Here is a 20,716-nt window from a genome sequence, read left to right on the forward strand (position 1 = left end):
CATCAGACAAACCGCGGCGATCCCATCGCGAGCAGGCTCGCTCCCACAGGGACTGCGGCGTATTCGAGATTTTTGTGATGGTCACGGGCATGTCCTCTGCTTAAAGACCGGAAGCCATGGCTTTGTCGATCAGCCAGTTCAGGTTCGGACCACGGGTGGCGTTGACTTCAACCGGGCGACCGGCGAACTTGCTGTCCAGCGGCTCGTCCGGCTGGATCAGCACGCGGATGTCGGAGGAAAGGTCGGCGCTTTTCAGGCTGGTGCTGCTGACGATCTTGCCGCTGCGGGTGGTGTCTTCACCGGCGATCTGGAAGCTGACTGCGCTGCCTGGCAGCACATCACCGAACTGGCGATAGGTGAAGCGTGCTTCAACGTTGGCTTCGCTGTTACGCGGCACCAGTTGGAAGATCACGTCGCCCTTGCTGGCGTATTGACCGTTGGCGACCAGTTGCTGGGCCACGGTGCAATCGCATGGCGACGTCAGGGTGCCGGTCATTTGCTTGCCGAACAGCTCTTCAACCTTGGCCGGTTGCAGTTGATTGTCGTCAAGGTGGCCCTTGAGTACATCGAGCATGCTGGTGCTGAAGGTCGCAAGCGGAGCGCCTTTGGCGGCAACGCCGTCAGCCTTGATCAGGCTCTGCACGGTGCCGTCGCGCGGCATGGTGATGTTCATCCCCGGCACGCTGACCAGGCCAGCCTGGGCGTGGCTGACGAAGTACATGCCGTACACCGACTTGAAGATGAAACCGAACGCCGCCAGACCGACGAGGAAAATCGCCAGGCTGAAGGTCACTGCACGCAGACGACCGAACGCGGTCATGCCGTGGCCGCCGTCCTTCATCTTGCGCGCCTTGGTGAAGTTGTCGCGCTGCAGGGTCGCCAGCACTTCACCCATGCTGACGATGTCGCCGGCCAGGTGCGAGGTGATCAGGTGGCGCAGGGTCGAAATGTCTTGTGGTTCCAGGTTCTGGAACTGGCAACCGACACGACCGGTCGGGCGGTCGAAGGAGCGCACTTGCAGCTCCACGTCCATGGCCAGGCCGAGGTTATCGATGACAAATTGCAGGCGAGCCTTGTACACGTCGCCGATTTTCAGCGGCAGTTGACCGGCGTTGAAGGCCAGACCGCCAGCGGAGAGGTCGATCACTCGAGCTTCCATCGGGGTCCGGTCGGGACCGAAGAAGCGCAGCTTGGCCGGGATTTTTACTCGGGCGTGCTGGCGCTGGGCTTCTGACTCATGCACTACGTTGGCGTTGACGGCGGTATTCATATGGGCGATTTCCTAGTTAATTCAGGCGAGTTCGGTCAGACCATCATCAGCAGCACGGCAACAAAAATGCTGCCGGCGGAGAAGGTCATGGTCCGAGACGACCAAGTGTTGAACCAACCTTGAAAGCTGGCGAGATCACGGGTCAGGGAAGTGGGCTGGCGACTCCAGGACTGTCGGTCGAGGCGGAAGAACACGTAGATCTTCACCATCGCGCCGACGATCTGGTTGTAATAGAGAATCGCCGGGTAGGCCGGGCCGATCCGGTGACCGGACAACGACAGCAACACGGTCAGGATCAGGCGGGTAATGCCGATCCACAGCAGGTACACGAGGATGAACGCGGTGCCGTACTTGAAGCTGGCGATCAGCGCGACCGTCAAGCCCAGCAACGAGGTCCACATCGACACGCGCTGATCGAACAGCACCACCGAGGTGAACAGGCCGAGGCGTTTAACCCCCAGGCCCAGGGCGCGGGCGTTCTGGCGCAGGTTGTTGCCGTACCAGCGGAACATCAGTTTGCGACTGGCCTTGATGAAACTTTTTTCCGGCGGATGCTCCACGGTGTGGATCGCGGCGTCGGGCACGTAGAACGTGTCGTAGCCCAGTCGCATCAGGCTGAACCAGCTCGACTTGTCGTCACCGGTCAGGAACTTGAAGCGGCCCAGGCGCCAGTGTTGCAGCGAGTCGCTTTCCACGTCGGCGATGAAGTCCGGGTTGGTGACCACGGTGGCGCGGAACACCGACATCCGGCCGGTCATGGTCAGCACGCGCTTGGACAGGGCCATCGAGCACATGTTGATGTGGCGCTGGGCGAATCGCAGTTTGTGCCACTCGCTCATGATGTAACCGCCGCGCACTTCGCAGAACTCGTTGGTGGTCAGGCCGCCGACATTGCCGAACAGCTGGAACCACGGCACGGTCTTGAGCACGGTGCCCTCGGCGAGCACGGTGTCGCCATCGATCACTGCAACCACTGCGCGGTCGTCCGGCAGGTGGCGGGAGATGGCGCGGAAACCGTAGGCCAGGCCATCACGCTTGCCGGTGCCAGGAATGCGCACGAAGTCGAGCTTGACCCGATCCGGCGGATTCATCTTCGTCCAAAGGCTTTTCACCAGCTTCTCATCGGACATTTCCACGATGGAGCACACCATGGTGGTTGGCAGGCCGCAGTCGATGGCTTCGCGAATGACGGAGGCGTAGACCTGTGCGGTGGTCAGGGCATCGATACGGAAGCTGGTGACCATCAGAAATACGTGGGAGGGGTTTGCCGCTTCACCCAGCTTGCGCACTTTGCGCCGCAGGTGCGGGTAGACCACGTACAGGAACAGCATGCCGCGCAGAAAGTGCGTGGCACCCATCGAGTAGCGCCAGATCCCGATAAAACCAATCAGGAAAATGAAGTCCTTCGACTCGGAGTCGAACGTGGACGCAGGCAACGCCATGGCGATGCCCATCAAAATACTTAAGTAAAACAGCCAACCGGCGGCCTGAAGTAGGCCGTGCTTTAGCCTGTGCATAATCTGCATCCGTCTCTATCTCGGGCGAGCCTGTGGGGTGGCCCGATGGGGTTAAGGCAGGCGAAAAAGCCGGGAGGGTTGCGCGCTTTGTGAGCGCCGCAAACCCTCCCGATACCGCTTGTTACCAGCAGATGCCTTCGGTACGACCGCTGACGCTGGTGGCTTTGGACATGAAGCCAACCAGGTCGACGACTTGCTTGCCGTGTGGAGCGTTCTGCGCCAGGGCGCGGAATTTCTCGTCACGGTTGCCGAGGATGATCACGTCGGAGTTGGCGATCACGTCGTCAAAGTCGGCGTTGAGCAAGGATGAGACGTGAGGGATCTTCGACTCGATGTAATCCTTGTTCGCGCCGTGGACACGTGCGTATTCGACGTTGCTGTCGTAGATGCTCAGGTCGTAACCCTTGCCGATCAGCATTTCCGCCAGATCCACCAGCGGGCTTTCGCGCAGGTCATCGGTGCCGGCCTTGAAGCTCAGGCCCAGCAGGGCGACTTTGCGTTTGTCGTGGCTGGAAACGATGTCGAAGGCGTTCTGCACCTGAGACTCGTTACTGCGCATCAGCGAGTTCAGCAAAGGCGATTCCACGTCCAGGGCACCGGCGCGGTAGGTCAGGGCGCGCACGTCTTTCGGCAGGCAAGAGCCGCCGAACGCGAAGCCTGGGCGCATGTAGTACTGGGACAGGTTCAGTGTCTTGTCCTGGCAGACCACTTCCATCACTTCGCGACCATCGACGCCGCACGCCTTGGCAATGTTGCCGATCTCGTTGGCGAAGGTCACTTTGGTGGCGTGCCACACGTTGCAGGTGTACTTGATCATCTCGGCGACAGCGATGTCCTTGCGGATGATCGGTGCGTCGAGCTCTTCGTACAGCGATTGCAGAACGTCACCCGAGGCCTTGTCGAACTCGCCAATGACAGTCATTGGCGGCAGGTCGTAATCGGCGATCGCGGTGCTTTCACGCAGGAACTCAGGGTTCACTGCAACGCCGAAATCAACACCGGCTTTCTTGCCGGAGCAGTCTTCGAGGATCGGGATGACAACGTTTGCGACAGTGCCCGGCAAAACGGTGCTGCGAACCACGATGGTGTGGCGGGTGGTCTTGTCACGCAGGACAAAACCGATCTCGCGGCACACGGCTTCGATGTAGTTCAGTTCCAGGTCGCCGTTCTTCTTGCTCGGCGTACCGACGCAGATCATCGACAGGTCGGTGTCGCGAATCGCTTCGGCGAAGTTGGTCGTGCCGCGCAATTTGCCCGTCTCGATACCCTTCTTCAGAAGTTCGCCCAGACCCGGTTCAACGATCGGCGAACGGCCGGCGTTGATCATATCGATTTTGTCTTTGGCAACATCGACGCCAACGACGTCATGGCCCCGTGCAGACAGGCAACCGGCACATACTGCGCCGACGTAACCCAAACCAAATATGCTGATGCGCATCGCAATTACCTCTGTGTTTTATCAAGCCATTACATGGCCGGAGTTAATGGTGTTCAGCGGTATAGTGCACTCGCAAGTGCGGCCTTACAGGCGCCGCAGTGCCGCGTGCAGGCATACAAAGTTCCGAGTGTCTAAATAAGTGCACTCAAGATGTGCGCAACTAGGCCTTATTATTCTGATGTGCCCTGTTATGCAGCCGATCTTCTGATCAGAGGACCGTGTGCAAAGGTCTTGCGCGCTCAATGCCAGGCCAGAAGCCCGTAAATCAAGCGGTTGGGTGCTCAGATGAGCACGTTTATAGGGGCGCAGCCTTGGCCTTGAAGGGGATATTGATAAGCGTATCTCCTGTCCTTTATGTGTTGCCCAAATTAGAGGCCCAGTCTGCAGAAGTTAATATGACAACTTCGCTACGTGACACTCTTCTCTGCGTAAGTTATCTCGTACATGCATTGAGAAAATCGTTACCGGTGGTATGAGCTACGCATTTGGACATAGTTCCTGTCCGCCCATCGCGAATTCTGAAATTTCTTGAAATATTGAGAAAGATGGCACTGCTCTCATACTGATAGCACTTACCGTTTGGCCCTTTATATATAGGCTTATTATCGGCTCCGATAGTTTTGTGCCACTACCGATAAAAATTTTCAGTGCCACTACTGAAAAAAATCATCAAAGTCGAGTGAAACTAAAGTTAGAATATCGGGCGATGGATTTCTGGCGCCAATAAATCGGCGAATAAGGCGGGAAATTGTTGGACGATCAGACGGCGGCGCACGACGATTTTTTTACCGTCGTGCACCGATCCGGATCTTACTCGGGCGCGTGATCGCGCAGGAACACCAAATGGTCCGGTTTAGACTGCTCGGCGCTGTAGCGATAGCCTTGAACGTCAAATTTTTTGAGCTCTGCCGGGTCGTTGACGCGCTCTTCAATGACAAAACGACTCATCATTCCGCGCGCTTTTTTCGCGTAGAAGCTGATGATCTTGTATTGGCCGTTCTTCAGGTCCTTGAAGTCGGTATTAATGATGCGCGCGTTCAGGGCATTGCGTTTGACCGCCGAGAAGTACTCGTTGGAGGCCAGGTTCAGCAACACGTCGTCGCCCTGATCGGCCAAGGCTTCATTCAGCCATTCGCTGATCCGGGTGCCCCAGAACGCATACAGATCCTTGCCACGTGCATTTGCCAGTTTGGTGCCCATCTCCAGACGATACGGTTGCATCAAGTCCAGAGGGCGCAGCAGGCCGTACAGGCCTGAGAGCATGCGCAAGTGCTGTTGCGCGTAATCGAAATCGGCTTCGCTGAAAGTTTGTGCGTTGAGGCCGGTGTACACGTCACCCTTGAAGGCGAGCAACGCCTGCTTGGCGTTTTCCGGAGTGAACGCTGGCGTCCAGCTGCCGAAACGCGCGGCGTTGAGGCCGCCGATCTTGTCGGAGACGTGCATCAACTCACTGATCTGCGCGGGCGTCAGGTCGCGCAGCTGCATGATCAGCTCTTGGGAATGGTCGAGGTATTGCGGCTGGGTGAAGCGCTGGGTCGCCGGCGGTGTTTCGTAGTCGAGGGTCTTGGCGGGGGAAATCACCATCAGCATGAAGTCGTCTCCTTTAATCGTGGGGGCGATTCTAGGGGGTTGGGCCGGTTGACTCCAGCTATCAAGTCCATAGGTGATGATCGGTGGTGAACCAGATTCTCCTGGCAAATGGAGATCCCTGTGGCGAGGGGGCTTGCCCCCGTTCGAGCGCGAAGCGGTCGCAAGATTGCTGCGCAGGTTTCACCAGAAGGAATCAGATCGCAGGTTTGGGGCTGCTTCGCAGCCCAGCGGGAGCAAGCTCCCTCGCCACAATGGGTTCGGTGCTGCTGCGGGAATGTGGGCCGGATCAGCTATAGTGCCGCGCGGGTTTTGTTATGGAGACATCCCTTTGCGTATCGTTTTTCTATTATCGGCGTGGCTCTTGAGCTTCGGTGCCATGGCGGCGCCGGGCGATGTGGCGACGCTGGATCGCAGCACCTGGCCGGAACAGCTCAGCAGCCCGACGCTGTTCGACGTCGCATCACGCGCCGAAATCCTCATGTTCGCGCGGGTGTTGCTGGCCAGCGAATCGCTGGATGAGCCGGCCCTGGCCCAACGCCTGGGCCTGCGGAAAATCAATCTGGAGGCCGTCAACAACCTGCGCCAACGCCTGTGGCAGCGCCTGCTCACCAACTACAACTTCGCCCAGCAGAGCTGCGATCAGGATGCTTCTTTCTGTTTCCTCGTCGAGGACATGGACACCCTGCGCCAGCAAGCGGCCAAGTTTCAGGTCAGCGACGACAGCTACTACATCAAGTGGTCGGAGCCGAGTCGGTTGTTCCACGCCCAATATCTGGACGAGCAACTGCGCAAGGCGGCACTGTCCCCCCAGAGCAGCAGCGAAGTCGATCGTTTTGGCGACTATGAGCGCAACGGCGACGAGATGCATGACCGGCTGTTTTTGCTCACCTTCGACAGCGCCGCCAATGTCATGCCGGACAACACCGGCTGGGTCACGGAGTACCTGCGCAAGTCGAACATGAGCGGTACGTTCTTCGTGCTGGGCAAAGACATCCAGGCGCGCCTGGCCGAGCGCTCGGTGTCCAGTCTGCAAGCGACGTATTCAACGCAATGCATTGGTGTGCAAGGCTGGGAGTTTCGCTCCCACAGCCACTGGCAGGACTGGCAGGATTCGGTGCGCCGTAGCGTCGACCTGGTCAAAAGCAAACTGCCGGAGAATTACGTGCCGCTGTTCCGCCCGCCCGATGGTCAGCGTCGTTCGGATGCCGAAGGCTTCTTCAAGGCTCAGGGTTTGCAAGTAGCCTTGTGGGACATCGATGCCCAGGATGGCGCCGGCAAGCTCAAGGGCAACCCGAGCGCCCAGCGCGTGTTGACGCTGATGCTGTTATGGCGACATGGGGTGATCAACTTCAACGTGAAGCAGGATGCAGTCAAAACGGCGATGCCCTGGCTCATTACGCAAACGGCGCAAAGCGGGATCGGTTGGGAGGACTGTCAGGACGCATTTCGCTGAAACCGTAAAAAGCCCGGAATCATTGGGGAGGAGGGTACGTCGGGGTGATTTTCGAGCAGATTTCGATGCAGGCGGACTTCCGACTTTAACGGGGTGATGGCCATCCGCCTAGTGCTATTGGTCACTCTGAAAAATAAACTTCAAAAAAACGTCAAAGTACTTTTTTCTGTCATGGGTTTTGGAGTATTACGAAGACAGACCGCCGAAACCTGCAACACAGGTGGCGTCTCCCAAGACCCCGCTATGGATGCAGTTCACTTGAGTCCCCGCAGGTGAATTCGGTAGTCACTTCGAGGCGCAGCACCGCCAAGGTATTGCGTCGAATGGCTCCCACAAAGGTGACCGAGTATGGATGATCACGGACGTAGTTCTTCCTCCAACCAGCCAATCCTTTATGTACTCGATACCAACGTATTGATTCACGATCCAAACGCCCTGCTTAACTTCGAAGAACACCACGTTGCCATCCCGATGACCGTGCTTGAGGAGCTGGACAAGCTCAAGAGCGGGCATCACAGCGTGGCTGCGGAATGCCGTCAGGCGATTCGCCTGATCGACAAGACCCTGGGCGATGCCAGCCCCGAAGATGTCGAGCTTGGTGTACCGATCCAGCGTGGCAAAAGTGGGCCCAAGGGTTTGCTGTCAATTCTGATGAGCAAGCGTGCCGAGCCGAACATCATTCTTCCCGAACACCTGAACGACAACATCATCATCAACCAGTTGATCGACTTGCACGCGCGCGAACCCAAGCTGCCCGTGGTGCTGGTCACCAAAGACATCAACATGCGCCTCAAGGCCCGGGCGTGCGGGATCGCGGCCGAGGACTACAGCACCGACCAATTGGTCGATGACGTATCGCTGCTGCCCAACGGTTACCACAACATGACCGGCTCCTTCTGGGACCTCGTGAGCAAGGTCGAAACCCGTCAGGACCATGGCCGCACCTGGCACCAGGTGAAGCTGATCGATAACCTGCCGGCCGTGCACATCAACGAGTTCATCATCGACGAACAGGGCTTTGTCGGCTGGATCAAGGAGATCGAGGAAGACCGGCTGCTGATCCTTGACCTGCACCAGGAACCGCTGCTGCACCAGGAAGCCTGGGGCCTGAAACCGCGTGACATCTATCAGAGCCTGGCGCTGTACGCCTTACTTGACCCGGATATCCACCTGGTCAACCTGACCGGTGCTGCCGGTTCCGGTAAAACCATCCTGGCCTTGGCCGCAGCGATTGAGCAGACCATGGTCAGCAAGCGCTACCGGCGGATCATTGCGACGCGCAGCGTGCAGGGGCTGGACCAGGAAATCGGTTTCCTGCCCGGCACCGAAGCGGAAAAAATGGAGCCTTGGCTGGGCGCCATCACCGACAACCTCGAAGCCTTGCACATGGATGATGAAAACACCCATGGCAGCGTCGATTACATCCTCAGCAAAGTGCCGTTGCAGTTCAAATCCCTCAACTACATTCGAGGCCGCAGCTTCCAGCAGAGTCTGATCCTGATCGATGAATGCCAGAACCTGACACCGCACCAGATGAAAACCATCATCACCCGTGCCGGTGCCGGTTCCAAAGTGGTGTGCCTGGGCAACCTGGCGCAGATCGATACCCCTTACCTGTCCGCGACCAGCTCCGGATTGACGTACCTGACTGAGCGCTTCAAGGATTTCCCCAACGGTGTACACATCACCCTGCAAGGGGTGCCGCGTTCGATTCTGGCCGAATACGCCGAAACGCATTTGTAACTCCATCACCGGAACCGGAACCGGAACCGGGCGGCCCCAAAGGCCGCCCGTTTTTTTTATACCCAACACAAATCCCCTTGTGGGAGCGAGGCTTGCCCGCGAAGACGGCGGCACATTCAACATCAATCTGTCTGACACGCCGCCTTCGAGGGCAAGCCTCGCTCCTACAAGGGCTATCCATCAAATAATCAAACGTGCGGAAAATTGACCCGCAGGTTTACAATCGACGCTCCTGATCAGGAGTAAACCTGTGCTGACTCATCTCGATTCCCAAGGTCGCGCCAACATGGTCGACGTCACCGAAAAAGCCGTGACGTTCCGTGAAGCGACCGCTCAAGCGCTGGTGCGCATGCTCCCCGAAACCCTGCAGATGATCGTCAGTGGCGGTCACCCCAAGGGGGATGTGTTCGCCGTGGCGCGCATCGCCGGCATTCAGGCAGCGAAGAAAACCAGCGACCTGATTCCCCTGTGCCATCCGCTGATGCTCACCGGCGTCAAGGTCGAGCTGAGTGCCGAAGGCGATGACACCGTGCGCATTGTCGCGCGCTGCAAGTTGTCCGGGCAGACCGGCGTCGAGATGGAAGCGCTGACCGCTGCCAGTGTCGCCGCGCTGACGATCTACGACATGTGCAAGGCCGTGGACCGTGGCATGACCATCGAAAGCGTGCGGCTGCTGGAAAAACTCGGCGGCAAGAGCGGCCATTTCCAGGCAGATCAGCCATGAACGTCACCGTGAAGTTTTTTGCCCGCTACCGCGAAGCGCTCGGCGTGGACTCGATCAAGGTTGAAGGCGATTTCGCCACGGTCGACGATGTGCGTGCGCTGCTGGCTCAGCGTGACGGTGCCGAGGTGCTGAGTGAGCAGAACCTGATGTGCGCTCGCAACGAGGACCTCTGCCAGCTCGACGAACCGGTGACTGACGGTGACGAAGTGGCGTTCTTTCCGACCGTGACCGGGGGCTGACATGGCGATTCGCGTGCAGTCCACGGCGTTCGATCCGGGGGCGGAAGTCAATGCCATGCACGCCGCCAATGTCGGCGTTGGGGCGGTGGTGAGTTTTGTCGGCTACGTGCGCGACTTCAATGACGGGCTCGATGTGGCCGGGATGTTTCTCGAGCACTATCCGGGCATGACCGAAAAAGCCCTCGGCAAAATCGCCCTGGAAGCTGAACAGCGCTGGCCGCTGCTCAAGCTTGAAGTGCTGCACCGGATCGGCGCCCTGGAACCGGGTGAACCGATCGTCTTCGTCGGCGCCGCCAGCGCCCACCGCCAAGCGGCGTTCGACGCCTGCGCCTTTGTCATGGACTACCTGAAAACCCGTGCGCCGTTCTGGAAGAAGGAAAACACCAGCGACGGGCCGCGCTGGGTGGAAGGGCGTGACAGCGATCATGCGGCGGCGGATCGCTGGAAACAATAATTCCTGCGGTGTCTGCAAGTACGCCTTCGCGGGCAAGCCCGCTCCCACAGGTTTTGTGTCGTGCATAGATTATGTGAACAACGTAAAACCTGTGGGAGCGAGGCTTGCCAGCGAAGAGGCCATCAGCAACACCAAAAATCCCAATGACCCACCGCCCGACCACCGGCCGGCACATCTTCATTTTCCCCAATTGACGGTCTATACATAAAAGTCCAGTATGGAATTATAAGTACAAAAAAGGCGTTCCCCCGTTTCAGCTCTTTCTTCTGTCTTGCCAAACCAACAACAACCCGCGAGAGAACGAACATGAAGAAGCTCCCCCTCATCACCGGTCTGGCGCTGAGCCTGTTGGCGTGCAGCACGCTGTTCGCCGCCGACAAAACCCTGCGCATCGGCATCGAAGCCGCTTATCCACCCTTCGCGTCGAAAACCGACAAGGGCGAGATCGTTGGTTTCGACTACGACATCGGCAATGCCCTGTGCGCGCAGATGAAGGTCAAGTGCGTGTGGGTCGAAGGCGAATTCGACGGTCTGATTCCTTCCTTGAAAGTGAAGAAAATCGACATGGCGCTGTCGTCCATGACCATCAACGAAGACCGCAAGAAATCGGTGGATTTCTCCCACAAGTACTACTTCACTTCATCGCGTCTGGTGATGAAGGAAGGCGCGGCCGTGGATGACCAGTACGCCAGCCTCAAGGGCAAGACGGTCGGTGTGCAGCGCGCCACCACCACCGACCGTTACGCCACCGAGGTGTTTGAACCGAAGGGCATCAACGTCAAGCGCTACGGCAACAACGAAGAAATCTATATGGACCTGGCAGCCGGTCGTCTCGACGCCATTTTTGCCGACACCATCCCACTGAGTGACTTCCTGGCGATGCCGCGTGGCAAGGGCTATGCCTTTGTCGGGCCGGAGTTGAAGGATCCGAAATACGTGGGCGAGGGTGCCGGGATTGCGGTGCGCAAGGGTAATAGCGAGTTGGTTGCCGAGTTGAACACGGCCATTGATGGCATTCGTGCGAGTGGCGAGTATCAGAAGATTTCCGAGAAGTATTTCAAGTCCGACATCTACGGCGACTGATACATTGCCTTCGCGGGCAAGACTCGCTCCTACAGGGTTTCGCGTCGTTCATCCGTCGAATGAACAACACTGAAACTGTAGGAGCGAGGCTTGCCAGCGAAGAGGCCCGATCAAACAACACACCTCTCAGGCTCTAGCCTTTCAGTTCCTTCAAATGCTTGTAAACAGTCGCCCGCCCCATGTTCAGCACATTGGCCACATAGTTCGAAGCGCTTTTGCCCTTGAAGGCCCCTTCGGCGTGCAGCGCCAACACCAGTTCGCGTTTGTGGTCGCGCGTCAGCAGGTTCAGGCTCAACTGACGTTCGCGCAACCAGGCGTGCAGGAAAGTATTGATGCGCTCCTGCCAGTCATCGCGAAACAGAGAGTCCGGCTGCGGAATCAACTTGCTTGGCGACAGGAACAGGTCCAGCGCGGCCTTGGCATTTTCGAACAGCGAGATGTTCAGGTTGATGCACAGCACCGCCAGCGGGTGGCCGTCGCTGTCGCGCAAGACACTGCTCAGGCTACGAATCTTCTGGCCATCCCAATTGAGCTTTTCGTATGGCCCGATGTTCCGTTCGCTGACATCGTCGCTGAGCATGTCCTCCAGTGCCGCGTCATCGCCCACTTCGCGCTTGGACAGGTTATTGGCGATGTAATCGATTTTTTGCGTGCGCAGATCGTGCAGCACCACCTCGGCATGAGGGAAGAACAACGTAGCGATCGCATCGGCGATTGCCCGGTAGTTGTCCAAGGCCGGGTCTTTTTCAGGTGCGTTCATACAGTGGAGCTCCAGGCAGCTTAGCGCCCTGCAAAAAGGGCGCTGGAAGTGTGCCGCAATCGTGTCGACACGTCACCTGAGGACGAAAATCAGCCCAGGCGGGCAGGGGAAAGCATCTCGGCGTCCAGACCGAAACGGCTGAGCTGTTCGGGCAAGGCTTCACCGCGTACCAGCGCTGCGCTGGCCTGGCCCATGGCGGGTGATGTCTGGATGCCGTAGCCGCCTTGCGCCGCGACCCAGAACAGCCCTGGTACGTGCTGGTCGAAGCCGCAGATCAGATCTCCGTCCGTTACGAAGCTGCGCAGGCCGGCCCAGGTGCGGGTCGGACGGCGGATGGTCAGGGTGGTGGCTTCTTCGATCTGGTAGATGCCCATCGCGATGTCCAGCTCTTCGGGCTGCACATCGTGCGGCTCCACCGGGTCGGCGTTGGCGGGCGAGCCGAGGAACATTCCGGCGTCGGGTTTCATGTAGAACGATTCGTCGAGGCTGACCAGCATCGGCCAATGGTGGATGTCCACGCCCTCGGGGCCGGCGAAGATGAACGCCGCGCGCCGCTTCGGTTGCAGGCCCAACGGCTTGGCGCCGGCGAGCTCGCCGAGTTTGTCGGCCCACGCGCCTGCCGCGTTGATGATGATCGGTGCGCTGAAGGTCTGACCGTTGGTTTGGACCTGCCACAGGCCTTCGGTGTTTCGGGTCAGGCTCAGCACTTCGCTGTCGGTGTGGACTTCGCCTTTGTTGCGACGGATACCGCGCAGGTAACCCTGGTGCAGGGCATCGGTGTCGATGTCGCTGGCGCTGGGGTCGTAGATCGCGCCATGGACTTTTTCACGGCGCAGGATCGGCAGGCGCGCGCAGGCTTCGTCGGCAGTGAGCAGTTGCATCTCCGCCACCGTGGCCTTGGCGCTCAGGTATTGATTGTTCAGCTCGGTGGGGTCGCCAGTGAAATCCACGGTCATCTCGCCGCGCGGGGTCAGCAGCGGGTGTTCGCAGAAACCGGCTGGCGGTGCGTCGAAGAATTCGCGGCTGGCCTGGGTCAGCGCCCGAACCTGCGGTGTGCCATAGGCGGCGGTATACAGCGCGGCGGATCGTCCGGTGGAGTGATAAGCCGGGTGGGATTCGCGTTCGAGCACAATCACTCGGGCGTGCTGCGACAGCCAGAAACCGGTGGAAGCGCCAGCAATCCCGCCGCCGATGATGATGAAATCTGCCTGGCTCATGAACGTCTCCTGTCGAGCGCAAATGCCATGGTTATAGATAGCCCTGTGGGATCGTGGTGTTTATTGCTGTAGGCGGTAGATGGCGTTGGCCAGTGCGATGTCTTCAAGGCCCAGGCCGATCGAACGAAAGAACACATGACGGTCGTAGTCGGGACGCGGGACTTTTCCGCTGAGCAAATCGGGCAGGTCGCCGACAATCAAGCGCTTGTCCCAGCCATGTTGTTCTCCCGCAATCAGCATTTCACCCGCCGACCCGGGTGTGGTCAGGCGATAGTCGCAGAACACCAGCATGTCATTGAGGCTCTGTGGCGGGACTTCATGGGCACGCGGGGCGTTGGTGCTGATGGAGGTGATCAGCGCCGGTTTACTCAAGTTGGATGGATCGATCACCGGGCCGGCGGACGAGGTGCAGAGCATGATCACGTCGGCGTCCTGAATCGCCGCTTCGCGACTGTCGGCGATGGTCAGGCGTGGATCGAGGCGTTTGAGCTGTGCCAGCGTTTCAGGGTTTTTATCGCTCAGGCTCGGGGAATAGAGGCTGATGCTTTGCCAGTTACGCAGATCTTTAACGTAATGCAGATGTGCCTGAGCCACCTTGCCGCTGCCGATAATCGCCAGGCGCTGCGCCTTCAACGGAGCGAGGGCATCGACGGCGACGGCAGTGGTCGCGGCCGTGCGTGCGGTGGTCAATTCGCCGGCATCGCACAGCAGTAACGGTTGGCCGGTCTGCATCGACATCAACAATGTCCAGGCCGTCACCAGCGGACCTTGTTCGCGCACGATGTAAGGCGAAGTCTTGACCCCGTAGACGCCGTCTTCGGCCAGCACGCCCAAGTAGTTGATGAAGTCGCCGGCACCCTGAGGGAACTCCACCAGCTGTTGCGCCGGTTGCACCGCTTGCCCGGCCGCCAAGTCACGGAACAGTTTGCGCAGGATCTGCGGCACGTCGACCTGCACCAGCAGCTCACGGGCCTTGGGTTGGGTGATCACATAAGGCGTACTGGACATGGTCGGCTCCGGGCGCTGGAATTAAACTAATTTGTCCATTATGGACTTTTAGTTTTCTCGAGCAACATCGGGACGAAAAAAAAGCGCAGTCCGTTTCCGGCTGCGCCTCTTTCAGTAAGGGCCAGGGTTACGGGCGCTTACGCTCAACCGCCCGCAGTAGATGCGTCGGCGGCGTTTCACAGCTGATTTTCCGACCCAGCAACGCCTCGATGGACGGTAGCTGGTAGGAGTCATCTTCACCGGCGAAGCTGATCGACACGCCTTCTGCGCCAGCACGACCGGTACGGCCGATGCGGTGCACGTAATCGTCCGGGACTTCCGGCAGGGTGAAGTTGATCACGTGGCTGATGCCGTCGATGTGGATGCCGCGACCGGCCACATCGGTGGCGACCAGCACGCGGATCTTGCCTTCGCGGAAACCTTCCAGGGTCTTGATGCGCTTGTGCTGCGGCACGTCGCCGGACAGTTGCGCGGCGTTGACGCCGTCACGCACCAGGCGCTCTTCGATGCGCCGCACTTCATCCTTGCGGTTGGCAAACACCATCACCCGCTCCCAGCCGTTGTCGTTGACCAGGTTGTAGAGCAGTTTGTATTTGTCGGCACCGGCGACGGCGTAGATGTGTTGCTCGACGTTTTCGCTGGCCACGTTCTGCGATTCGATCTCGACGATCGACGGGTCGGTGGTCCATTGCTTGGCGAGGTTCATCACGTCTTCGGTGAAGGTCGCGGAGAACAGCAGGGTCTGACGTTCGTTCTTCGGCGGCGTCTGGCGAATGATCTGGCGCACTTGCGGGATGAAACCCATGTCGAGCATGCGGTCGGCTTCGTCCAGCACCATGACTTCGACCATGTCCAGATGCACGTCGCCGCGCTGGTTGAAGTCGAGCAGGCGGCCCGGGGTGGCCACGAGGATGTCGCAATGACGGGCTTCGAGGTGCTTGAGCTGCTTGTCGAAGTCCATGCCGCCGACAAACGTCATGACGTTGAGGCCGGTGTACTTGGTCAGGTCGGCGGCGTCTTTGGCGATCTGCACCACCAGTTCGCGGGTCGGTGCGATGATCAGCGCCCGCGGTTCACCCATGTAGCGTTCCTTGGGTGGCGGGGTTTCCAGCAGTTGCGTGATGATCGAAATCAGGAACGCAGCGGTTTTGCCGGTGCCGGTCTGGGCGCGGCCGATGGCGTCTTTGCCCGCGAGGGTGAAGCCCAGCACTTGCGCCTGGATTGGCGTGCAATACGGGAAGCCCAGGTCCTGGATGGCGTGCATCAGTTCCGGGGCGAGTTTGAAGTCGTGGAAACGGGTTTTGCCTTCCTGGGGTTCAACGGCGAAGTCTTCGAGTTTCCAGGGAATGACCGGCGCTTTCGGTTTCGGTTCGCGACGCGGTTTTGCCGGTTTCGGCGTTTCGCTGCGCGGTGGCTCGGCGGCGACAATCTCGACAGGTGGGGCGGCCGGTGTGGTCACAGGCTCGTGTTTCGGTGCCGCTACGGTTGCGGTCCGGCCAGGCTGATTACCGTCGGTGCGGTGGCTGGGGATATGAGACGGAGCGCTGTGAACTGGCGCGAGCTGCTCAGTCTCGCTTTTACCGAACATTTTTTTGAGTGCTTTGAGCACGGTCATCTCATCAATTGGTTAAGGAATATACGCCGGCCAGTGTAATGCAAGAATCGGGCGCGGCGTAGTGGGATGGATCAATGGGTAGCTTTTAGCGTAAACGCTCGGCCAGCCAGACGCCGATGTCGCGAATTTCTTCGGGTAACACTTCGTGCCCCATTGGGTATTCCTGCCATGTCACGGTGACACCATGCTGCTTTAAATACTCGTGAGCGGTGCGGCCCATGGCGTTTTGAACGACGTCATCGTACTGGCCATGCAACGACAGTACGGGAATGCGTTGCTGACTGGCCGAAAGCTCCATTTGATCGCTGAAGGTCGGTGCGTAAGTCGAGAGGGCAAGTACGCCACCCAGCGCCCCCTGCCACTTCAGGAAAGCGGTGTGTAACACCACGGCGCCGCCCTGGGAAAAACCTGCCAGAAAGATGCGCGAGGCGTCTATTCCGATGGCTCGCTGCACTTCGATCAAATTAACCACTCGCTGCGCCGACTCTTCCAGCTGCTCACGGTTGATCGCGCGCGCGGGGCTCATGGCCAATATGTCGTACCAGCTGGGCATCTCGTAGCCACCGTTGATGGTCACGGCGCAGGTCGGTGCCTGGGGGAGAACGAAGCGCGTAGTCAGCAGGGTTTCCTGCAACGCCTCGGCCACCGGCAGGAAGTCGTAGCGGTCGGCGCCCAGGCCGTGCAGCCATATAACGCAGGCGTCTGCGGGCTTTACGGGTTGAAGAATCAGGGGCTCGGTCATGGCTGCTCCAATTTTGTGCGTGCGCTCTCATTAAGTGCGTGACGAGAGTGCGCGTCAGGTTGATCCGTTAAGAAGATGTCGCAAGGCTACAACTTTTGCTATTGACCTGTCCCTTAACCGCATCGGCAAGCGGTCTGGTACGGGCTTTGCTATGTGAAAGCGGTGCAACCCATCTCGCGCCTTGCGGTAACACTATCAGTGTACTGCTGGCAGCGGGATAGCAAAGAATCCGGTGATGGATGTTCGCCAGTGGCCGCTACGGGCTTCGCGAACGTGAAAGGGCTACAGCCCGTTCGGCCGATTGGTGAGAAGTGAGTTGTCCATGATGTGGATTTTCTCTTACTAGACTCATAGCTAAGGTCTTTACGTCGGTTGACCCCAAAAAAAGCCAACACGGGTCGACTACGCCTCATAAGGGTGCGACTGGACTCACGCTCCGACACAACAAGAGCAAAACTGGAGGTTTGAATGAAGATGTTGAAATCCACCCTGGCCATCGTGACTGCAGCTGCAGTGCTCGGTGTCAGCGGGTTCGCTCAGGCGGGTGCAACCCTGGATGCAGTGCAGAAGAAAGGTTTCGTACAGTGCGGCGTCAGCGACGGCCTGCCGGGCTTCTCGGTTCCGGATTCCACCGGCAAGATCGTGGGTATCGATGCTGATTACTGCCGCGCTGTGGCGGCTGCCGTGTTCGGCGACGCGACCAAAGTCAAATTCAGCCAGCTGAACGCCAAAGAGCGCTTCACCGCGCTGCAGTCTGGCGAAATTGACATTCTGTCGCGCAACACCACCATGACCAGCTCCCGTGACGCGGGCATGGGCCTGAAGTTTCCAGGCTTCATCACCTACTACGACGGTATTGGCTTCCTGGTAAACAACAAGCTGGGCGTCAAGAGTGCCAAAGAGCTCGACGGTGCGACCATCTGCATCCAGGCCGGTACCACCACCGAGCTGAACGTTTCCGACTACTTCCGCGGCAACGGTCTGAAATACACCCCAATCACCTTCGACACCTCCGATGAAAGCGCCAAGTCGCTGGAATCCGGTCGTTGCGACGTGCTGACCTCCGACAAGTCCCAACTGTTCGCTCAGCGCAGCAAGCTGGCTTCGCCAAAAGACTACGTGGTTCTGCCGGAAACCATTTCCAAAGAACCACTGGGCCCGGTCGTGCGTAACGGCGACGACGAGTGGCTGGCCATTGTTCGTTGGGTAGGCTACGCCATGCTCAACGCTGAAGAGGCAGGCGTCTCGTCGAAGAACGTCGAAGCCGAAGCCAAGTCCACCAAGAACCCGGACGTTGCACGTCTGCTGGGTACTGACGGTGAATACGGCAAAGACCTGAAAGTGAAGAAGGACTGGGTCGTCCAGATCGTCAAGCAGGTTGGTAACTATGGCGAAGTGTTCGAGAAAAACCTCGGCAAAGGCACTCCGCTGGAAATCGACCGCGGGCTGAACGCCTTGTGGAACGCTGGCGGCATTCAATACGCACCACCAGTGCGCTGATGGTTCAATCACCCGGTGGGCCAACCACCGGGTGATGTTCTGTTCCATTACATCCGGGGCACTTCATGCAAAATTCAATCGGCGCACCAAAGCAGAGGCTCAGCCTCAGCGATCCTAAAGTGCGTGCGTGGCTATTTCAGATCATCACCATTGTGGCGGTGGTCTCCATGGGCTGGTATCTGTTCGATAACACCCAGACCAACTTGCAACACCGGGGCATTACCTCCGGCTTCAGCTTTCTGGAGCGCAGTGCCGGTTTCGGCATCGCTCAAACCCTGATCGACTACACCGAATCGGACAGCTATGCCCGGGTGTTTGTCATCGGCCTGCTCAACACGCTGCTGGTGACCGTTATCGGTGTCATCCTGGCGACCCTCCTTGGTTTCATCGTCGGCGTTTCACGGCTGTCGAAGAACTGGATCATTGCCAAGCTGGCGACTGTTTATGTGGAAGTCTTCCGCAACATTCCGCCGCTGCTGCAAATCCTGTTCTGGTACTTCGCGGTGTTCCTGACCATGCCGGGGCCACGCAACAGTCATAACTTCGGTGACACCTTCTTCGTCAGCAGCCGCGGCCTGAACATGCCGGCCGCGTTGGTGGCGGACGGTTTCTGGCCGTTCGTGGCGAGCGTCGTCGTGGCCATTGTCGCCATCGTGGTGATGAGCCGCTGGGCCAACAAGCGTTTCGAAGCGACCGGTGTGCCGTTCCACAAATTCTGGGTCGGCCTGGCGCTGTTCCTGGTGATCCCGGCGCTGTGCGCACTGATCTTCGGCGCGCCGGTGCACTGGGAAATGCCCAAGTTGCAAGGCTTCAACTTCGTCGGTGGCTGGGTGCTGATCCCGGAACTGCTGGCGCTGACCCTGGCCCTGACCGTGTACACCGCGGCGTTTATCGCCGAGATCGTGCGTTCGGGTATCAAGTCGGTCAGCCACGGCCAGACCGAAGCGGCGCACTCGTTGGGCCTGCGCAACGGTCCGACCCTGCGCAAGGTGATCATCCCGCAAGCCCTGCGCGTGATCATTCCACCGCTGACCAGCCAATACCTGAACCTGGCGAAGAACTCCTCGCTGGCGGCCGGTATCGGTTATCCGGAAATGGTGTCGTTGTTTGCCGGTACGGTGCTGAACCAGACCGGGCAGGCGATCGAGGTGATTGCCATCACCATGAGCGTGTACCTGGCGATCAGTATCAGCATTTCCCTGCTGATGAACTGGTACAACAAGCGCATTGCGCTGATCGAGCGGTAAGGAAAAGCGCATGAGTACTCATACTTTCAAACCCGACATGCCACCACCGAGCAAAGTCTTCGGGCCGGTGGCGTGGATGCGCGCGAACATGTTCTCCAGCTGGCTGAACACCGCGCTGACCCTGTTCGCGTTCTACCTGATTTACCTGGTGGTGCCGCCGATCCTGCATTGGGCGATCCTGGACGCCAACTGGGTCGGCACCACGCGCGCCGACTGCACCAAGGAGGGCGCCTGCTGGGTGTTCATCCAGCAGCGCTTCGGCCAGTTCATGTACGGCTACTACCCGCCGGAAATGCGCTGGCGCGTAGACCTGACCGTGTGGCTGGCGGTCATCGGCGTCGCTCCGTTGTTCATCTCGCGCTTTCACCGTAAAGCGGTGTATGGCCTTAGCTTTCTGGTGCTGTACCCGATCATTGCCTACTTCCTGCTGCATGGCGGCCTCTTCGGCCTGACCACCGTGGCGACCAGTCAATGGGGCGGCTTGATGCTGACCCTGGTGATCGCCACCGTCGGTATTGCCGGTGCGTTGCCGTTGGGTATTGTCCTGGCGCTGGGCCGTCGTTCGAACATGCCGGCGATTCGAGTGGTCTGCGTGACCTTCATCGAATTCTGGCGTGGCGTGCCGTTGATCACGGTGCTGTTCATGTCGTCGGTGATGCTGCCGTTGTTCCTGCCTGAAGGCATGAACTTCGACAAGCTGCTGCGGGCGCTGATTGGCGTGATCCTGTTCCAGTCGGCCTACGTCGCCGAAGTGGTGCGTGGCGGTCTGCAAGCGATTCCCAAAGGTCAGTACGAAGCGGCTGCAGCGATGGGCCTCGGTTACTGGCGCAGCATGGGCCTGGTGATTCTGCCGCAAGCCCTGAAGCTGGTGATCCCTGGCATCGTCAACACCTTCATTGCGCTGTTCAAGGACACCAGCCTGGTGATCATCATCGGCCTGTTCGACCTGCTCAACAGCGTCAAACAAGCCGCCGCCGACCCGAAATGGTTGGGCATGGCCACCGAAGGCTATGTGTTCGCGGCCCTGGTGTTCTGGATTTTCTGTTTCGGTATGTCGCGCTATTCCATGCATCTGGAACGCAAGCTCGACACTGGCCACAAGCGTTAGGAGTTCTG

Annotated in this window: 18 protein-coding genes; 9 read left to right on the forward strand and 9 right to left on the reverse strand. The window is 58.9% G+C overall.

Annotated features, from left to right (window positions below; all coding sequences use genetic code 11):
• Positions 1 to 100: 100 nt before the first annotated feature.
• From ACA075_RS04835 to yaaA, 4 genes are all read right to left on the reverse strand, one after another.
• Entirely contained in the window at positions 101 to 1,270 is a 1,170-nt protein-coding gene (locus tag ACA075_RS04835) for a PilZ domain-containing protein (protein ID WP_497297512.1), read from the reverse strand.
• Between the two features lie 35 nt (positions 1,271 to 1,305).
• On the reverse strand, positions 1,306 to 2,787 hold the full coding sequence (alg8, locus tag ACA075_RS04840; protein WP_497297513.1) for a mannuronan synthase: 1,482 nt from the start codon (positions 2,785 to 2,787) through the stop codon (positions 1,306 to 1,308).
• Between the two features lie 121 nt (positions 2,788 to 2,908).
• Positions 2,909 to 4,225, reverse strand: a complete 1,317-nt coding sequence (locus tag ACA075_RS04845) for a nucleotide sugar dehydrogenase (protein ID WP_219095791.1) — start codon at positions 4,223 to 4,225, stop codon at positions 2,909 to 2,911.
• An 810-nt stretch (positions 4,226 to 5,035) separates the two neighbouring features.
• Complete coding sequence (gene yaaA, locus ACA075_RS04850; RefSeq protein ID WP_497297514.1) at positions 5,036 to 5,815, reverse strand: peroxide stress protein YaaA; 780 nt, start codon at positions 5,813 to 5,815, stop codon at positions 5,036 to 5,038.
• A 328-nt stretch (positions 5,816 to 6,143) separates the two neighbouring features.
• Here yaaA and ACA075_RS04855 point away from each other — a divergent pair, with 328 nt between their 5' ends.
• The 6 genes from ACA075_RS04855 (at position 6,144) to ACA075_RS04880 (ending at position 11,511) form a co-directional block, all read left to right on the forward strand.
• Positions 6,144 to 7,268 (forward strand): polysaccharide deacetylase family protein, encoded by a 1,125-nt coding sequence (locus ACA075_RS04855; protein ID WP_497297515.1) that lies wholly within the window; start codon positions 6,144 to 6,146, stop codon positions 7,266 to 7,268.
• 348 nt (positions 7,269 to 7,616) lie between these two features.
• Positions 7,617 to 9,011: a PhoH family protein gene (locus ACA075_RS04860; protein ID WP_131063347.1), complete on the forward strand. Its 1,395-nt coding sequence runs from the start codon at positions 7,617 to 7,619 to the stop codon at positions 9,009 to 9,011.
• A gap of 250 nt (positions 9,012 to 9,261) precedes the next feature.
• Entirely contained in the window at positions 9,262 to 9,735 is a 474-nt protein-coding gene (gene moaC / locus ACA075_RS04865; RefSeq protein WP_059406245.1) for a cyclic pyranopterin monophosphate synthase MoaC, read from the forward strand.
• Complete coding sequence (moaD, locus tag ACA075_RS04870; RefSeq protein ID WP_010463101.1) at positions 9,732 to 9,974, forward strand: molybdopterin converting factor subunit 1; 243 nt, start codon at positions 9,732 to 9,734, stop codon at positions 9,972 to 9,974. Before moaC ends, moaD begins: the two co-directional genes overlap by 4 nt.
• A 1-nt stretch (position 9,975) precedes the next feature.
• Entirely contained in the window at positions 9,976 to 10,428 is a 453-nt protein-coding gene (gene moaE, locus ACA075_RS04875) for a molybdopterin synthase catalytic subunit MoaE (RefSeq protein WP_219095795.1), read from the forward strand.
• A 306-nt stretch (positions 10,429 to 10,734) separates the two neighbouring features.
• Positions 10,735 to 11,511 (forward strand): ABC transporter substrate-binding protein, encoded by a 777-nt coding sequence (locus ACA075_RS04880; RefSeq protein ID WP_497297516.1) that lies wholly within the window; start codon positions 10,735 to 10,737, stop codon positions 11,509 to 11,511.
• 133 nt (positions 11,512 to 11,644) lie between these two features.
• Here the strand turns inward: ACA075_RS04880 and ACA075_RS04885 are convergent, their stop codons facing one another.
• The 5 genes from ACA075_RS04885 to ACA075_RS04905 form a co-directional block, all read right to left on the reverse strand.
• Positions 11,645 to 12,271, reverse strand: coding sequence for a helix-turn-helix transcriptional regulator (locus ACA075_RS04885; protein ID WP_462025647.1), 627 nt, complete (start codon positions 12,269 to 12,271; stop codon positions 11,645 to 11,647).
• An 89-nt stretch (positions 12,272 to 12,360) separates the two neighbouring features.
• Positions 12,361 to 13,488 (reverse strand): NAD(P)/FAD-dependent oxidoreductase, encoded by a 1,128-nt coding sequence (locus ACA075_RS04890; RefSeq protein WP_497297518.1) that lies wholly within the window; start codon positions 13,486 to 13,488, stop codon positions 12,361 to 12,363.
• Between the two features lie 60 nt (positions 13,489 to 13,548).
• The gene (locus ACA075_RS04895; protein WP_497297519.1) at positions 13,549 to 14,496 is read right to left on the reverse strand and encodes an ornithine cyclodeaminase family protein; all 948 of its coding nucleotides are present in this window, start codon (positions 14,494 to 14,496) and stop codon (positions 13,549 to 13,551) included.
• 127 nt (positions 14,497 to 14,623) lie between these two features.
• Positions 14,624 to 16,111 carry an ATP-dependent RNA helicase RhlB gene (gene rhlB, locus ACA075_RS04900; RefSeq protein ID WP_497297520.1) on the reverse strand — a complete coding sequence of 496 codons (1,488 nt, stop codon included), beginning with the start codon at positions 16,109 to 16,111 and terminating at the stop codon, positions 14,624 to 14,626.
• An 85-nt stretch (positions 16,112 to 16,196) separates the two neighbouring features.
• A complete protein-coding gene (locus ACA075_RS04905; RefSeq protein WP_497297522.1) occupies positions 16,197 to 16,853 on the reverse strand; it encodes an alpha/beta hydrolase in 657 nt (218 codons plus the stop codon).
• Positions 16,854 to 17,321: 468 nt separating this feature from the next.
• Between ACA075_RS04905 and ACA075_RS04910 the strand changes: the two genes are divergently transcribed.
• The 3 genes from ACA075_RS04910 (at position 17,322) to ACA075_RS04920 (ending at position 20,708) form a co-directional block, all read left to right on the forward strand.
• Positions 17,322 to 18,353, forward strand: a complete 1,032-nt coding sequence (locus ACA075_RS04910) for an amino acid ABC transporter substrate-binding protein (protein ID WP_219095802.1) — start codon at positions 17,322 to 17,324, stop codon at positions 18,351 to 18,353.
• A gap of 65 nt (positions 18,354 to 18,418) precedes the next feature.
• Positions 18,419 to 19,600 (forward strand): amino acid ABC transporter permease, encoded by a 1,182-nt coding sequence (locus tag ACA075_RS04915; protein ID WP_497297523.1) that lies wholly within the window; start codon positions 18,419 to 18,421, stop codon positions 19,598 to 19,600.
• A gap of 10 nt (positions 19,601 to 19,610) precedes the next feature.
• A complete protein-coding gene (locus ACA075_RS04920; RefSeq protein ID WP_219095804.1) occupies positions 19,611 to 20,708 on the forward strand; it encodes an amino acid ABC transporter permease in 1,098 nt (365 codons plus the stop codon).
• The last annotated feature ends 8 nt before the right edge of the window (positions 20,709 to 20,716 follow it).

Source organism: Pseudomonas sp. LBUM1663 (assembly GCF_059695905.1).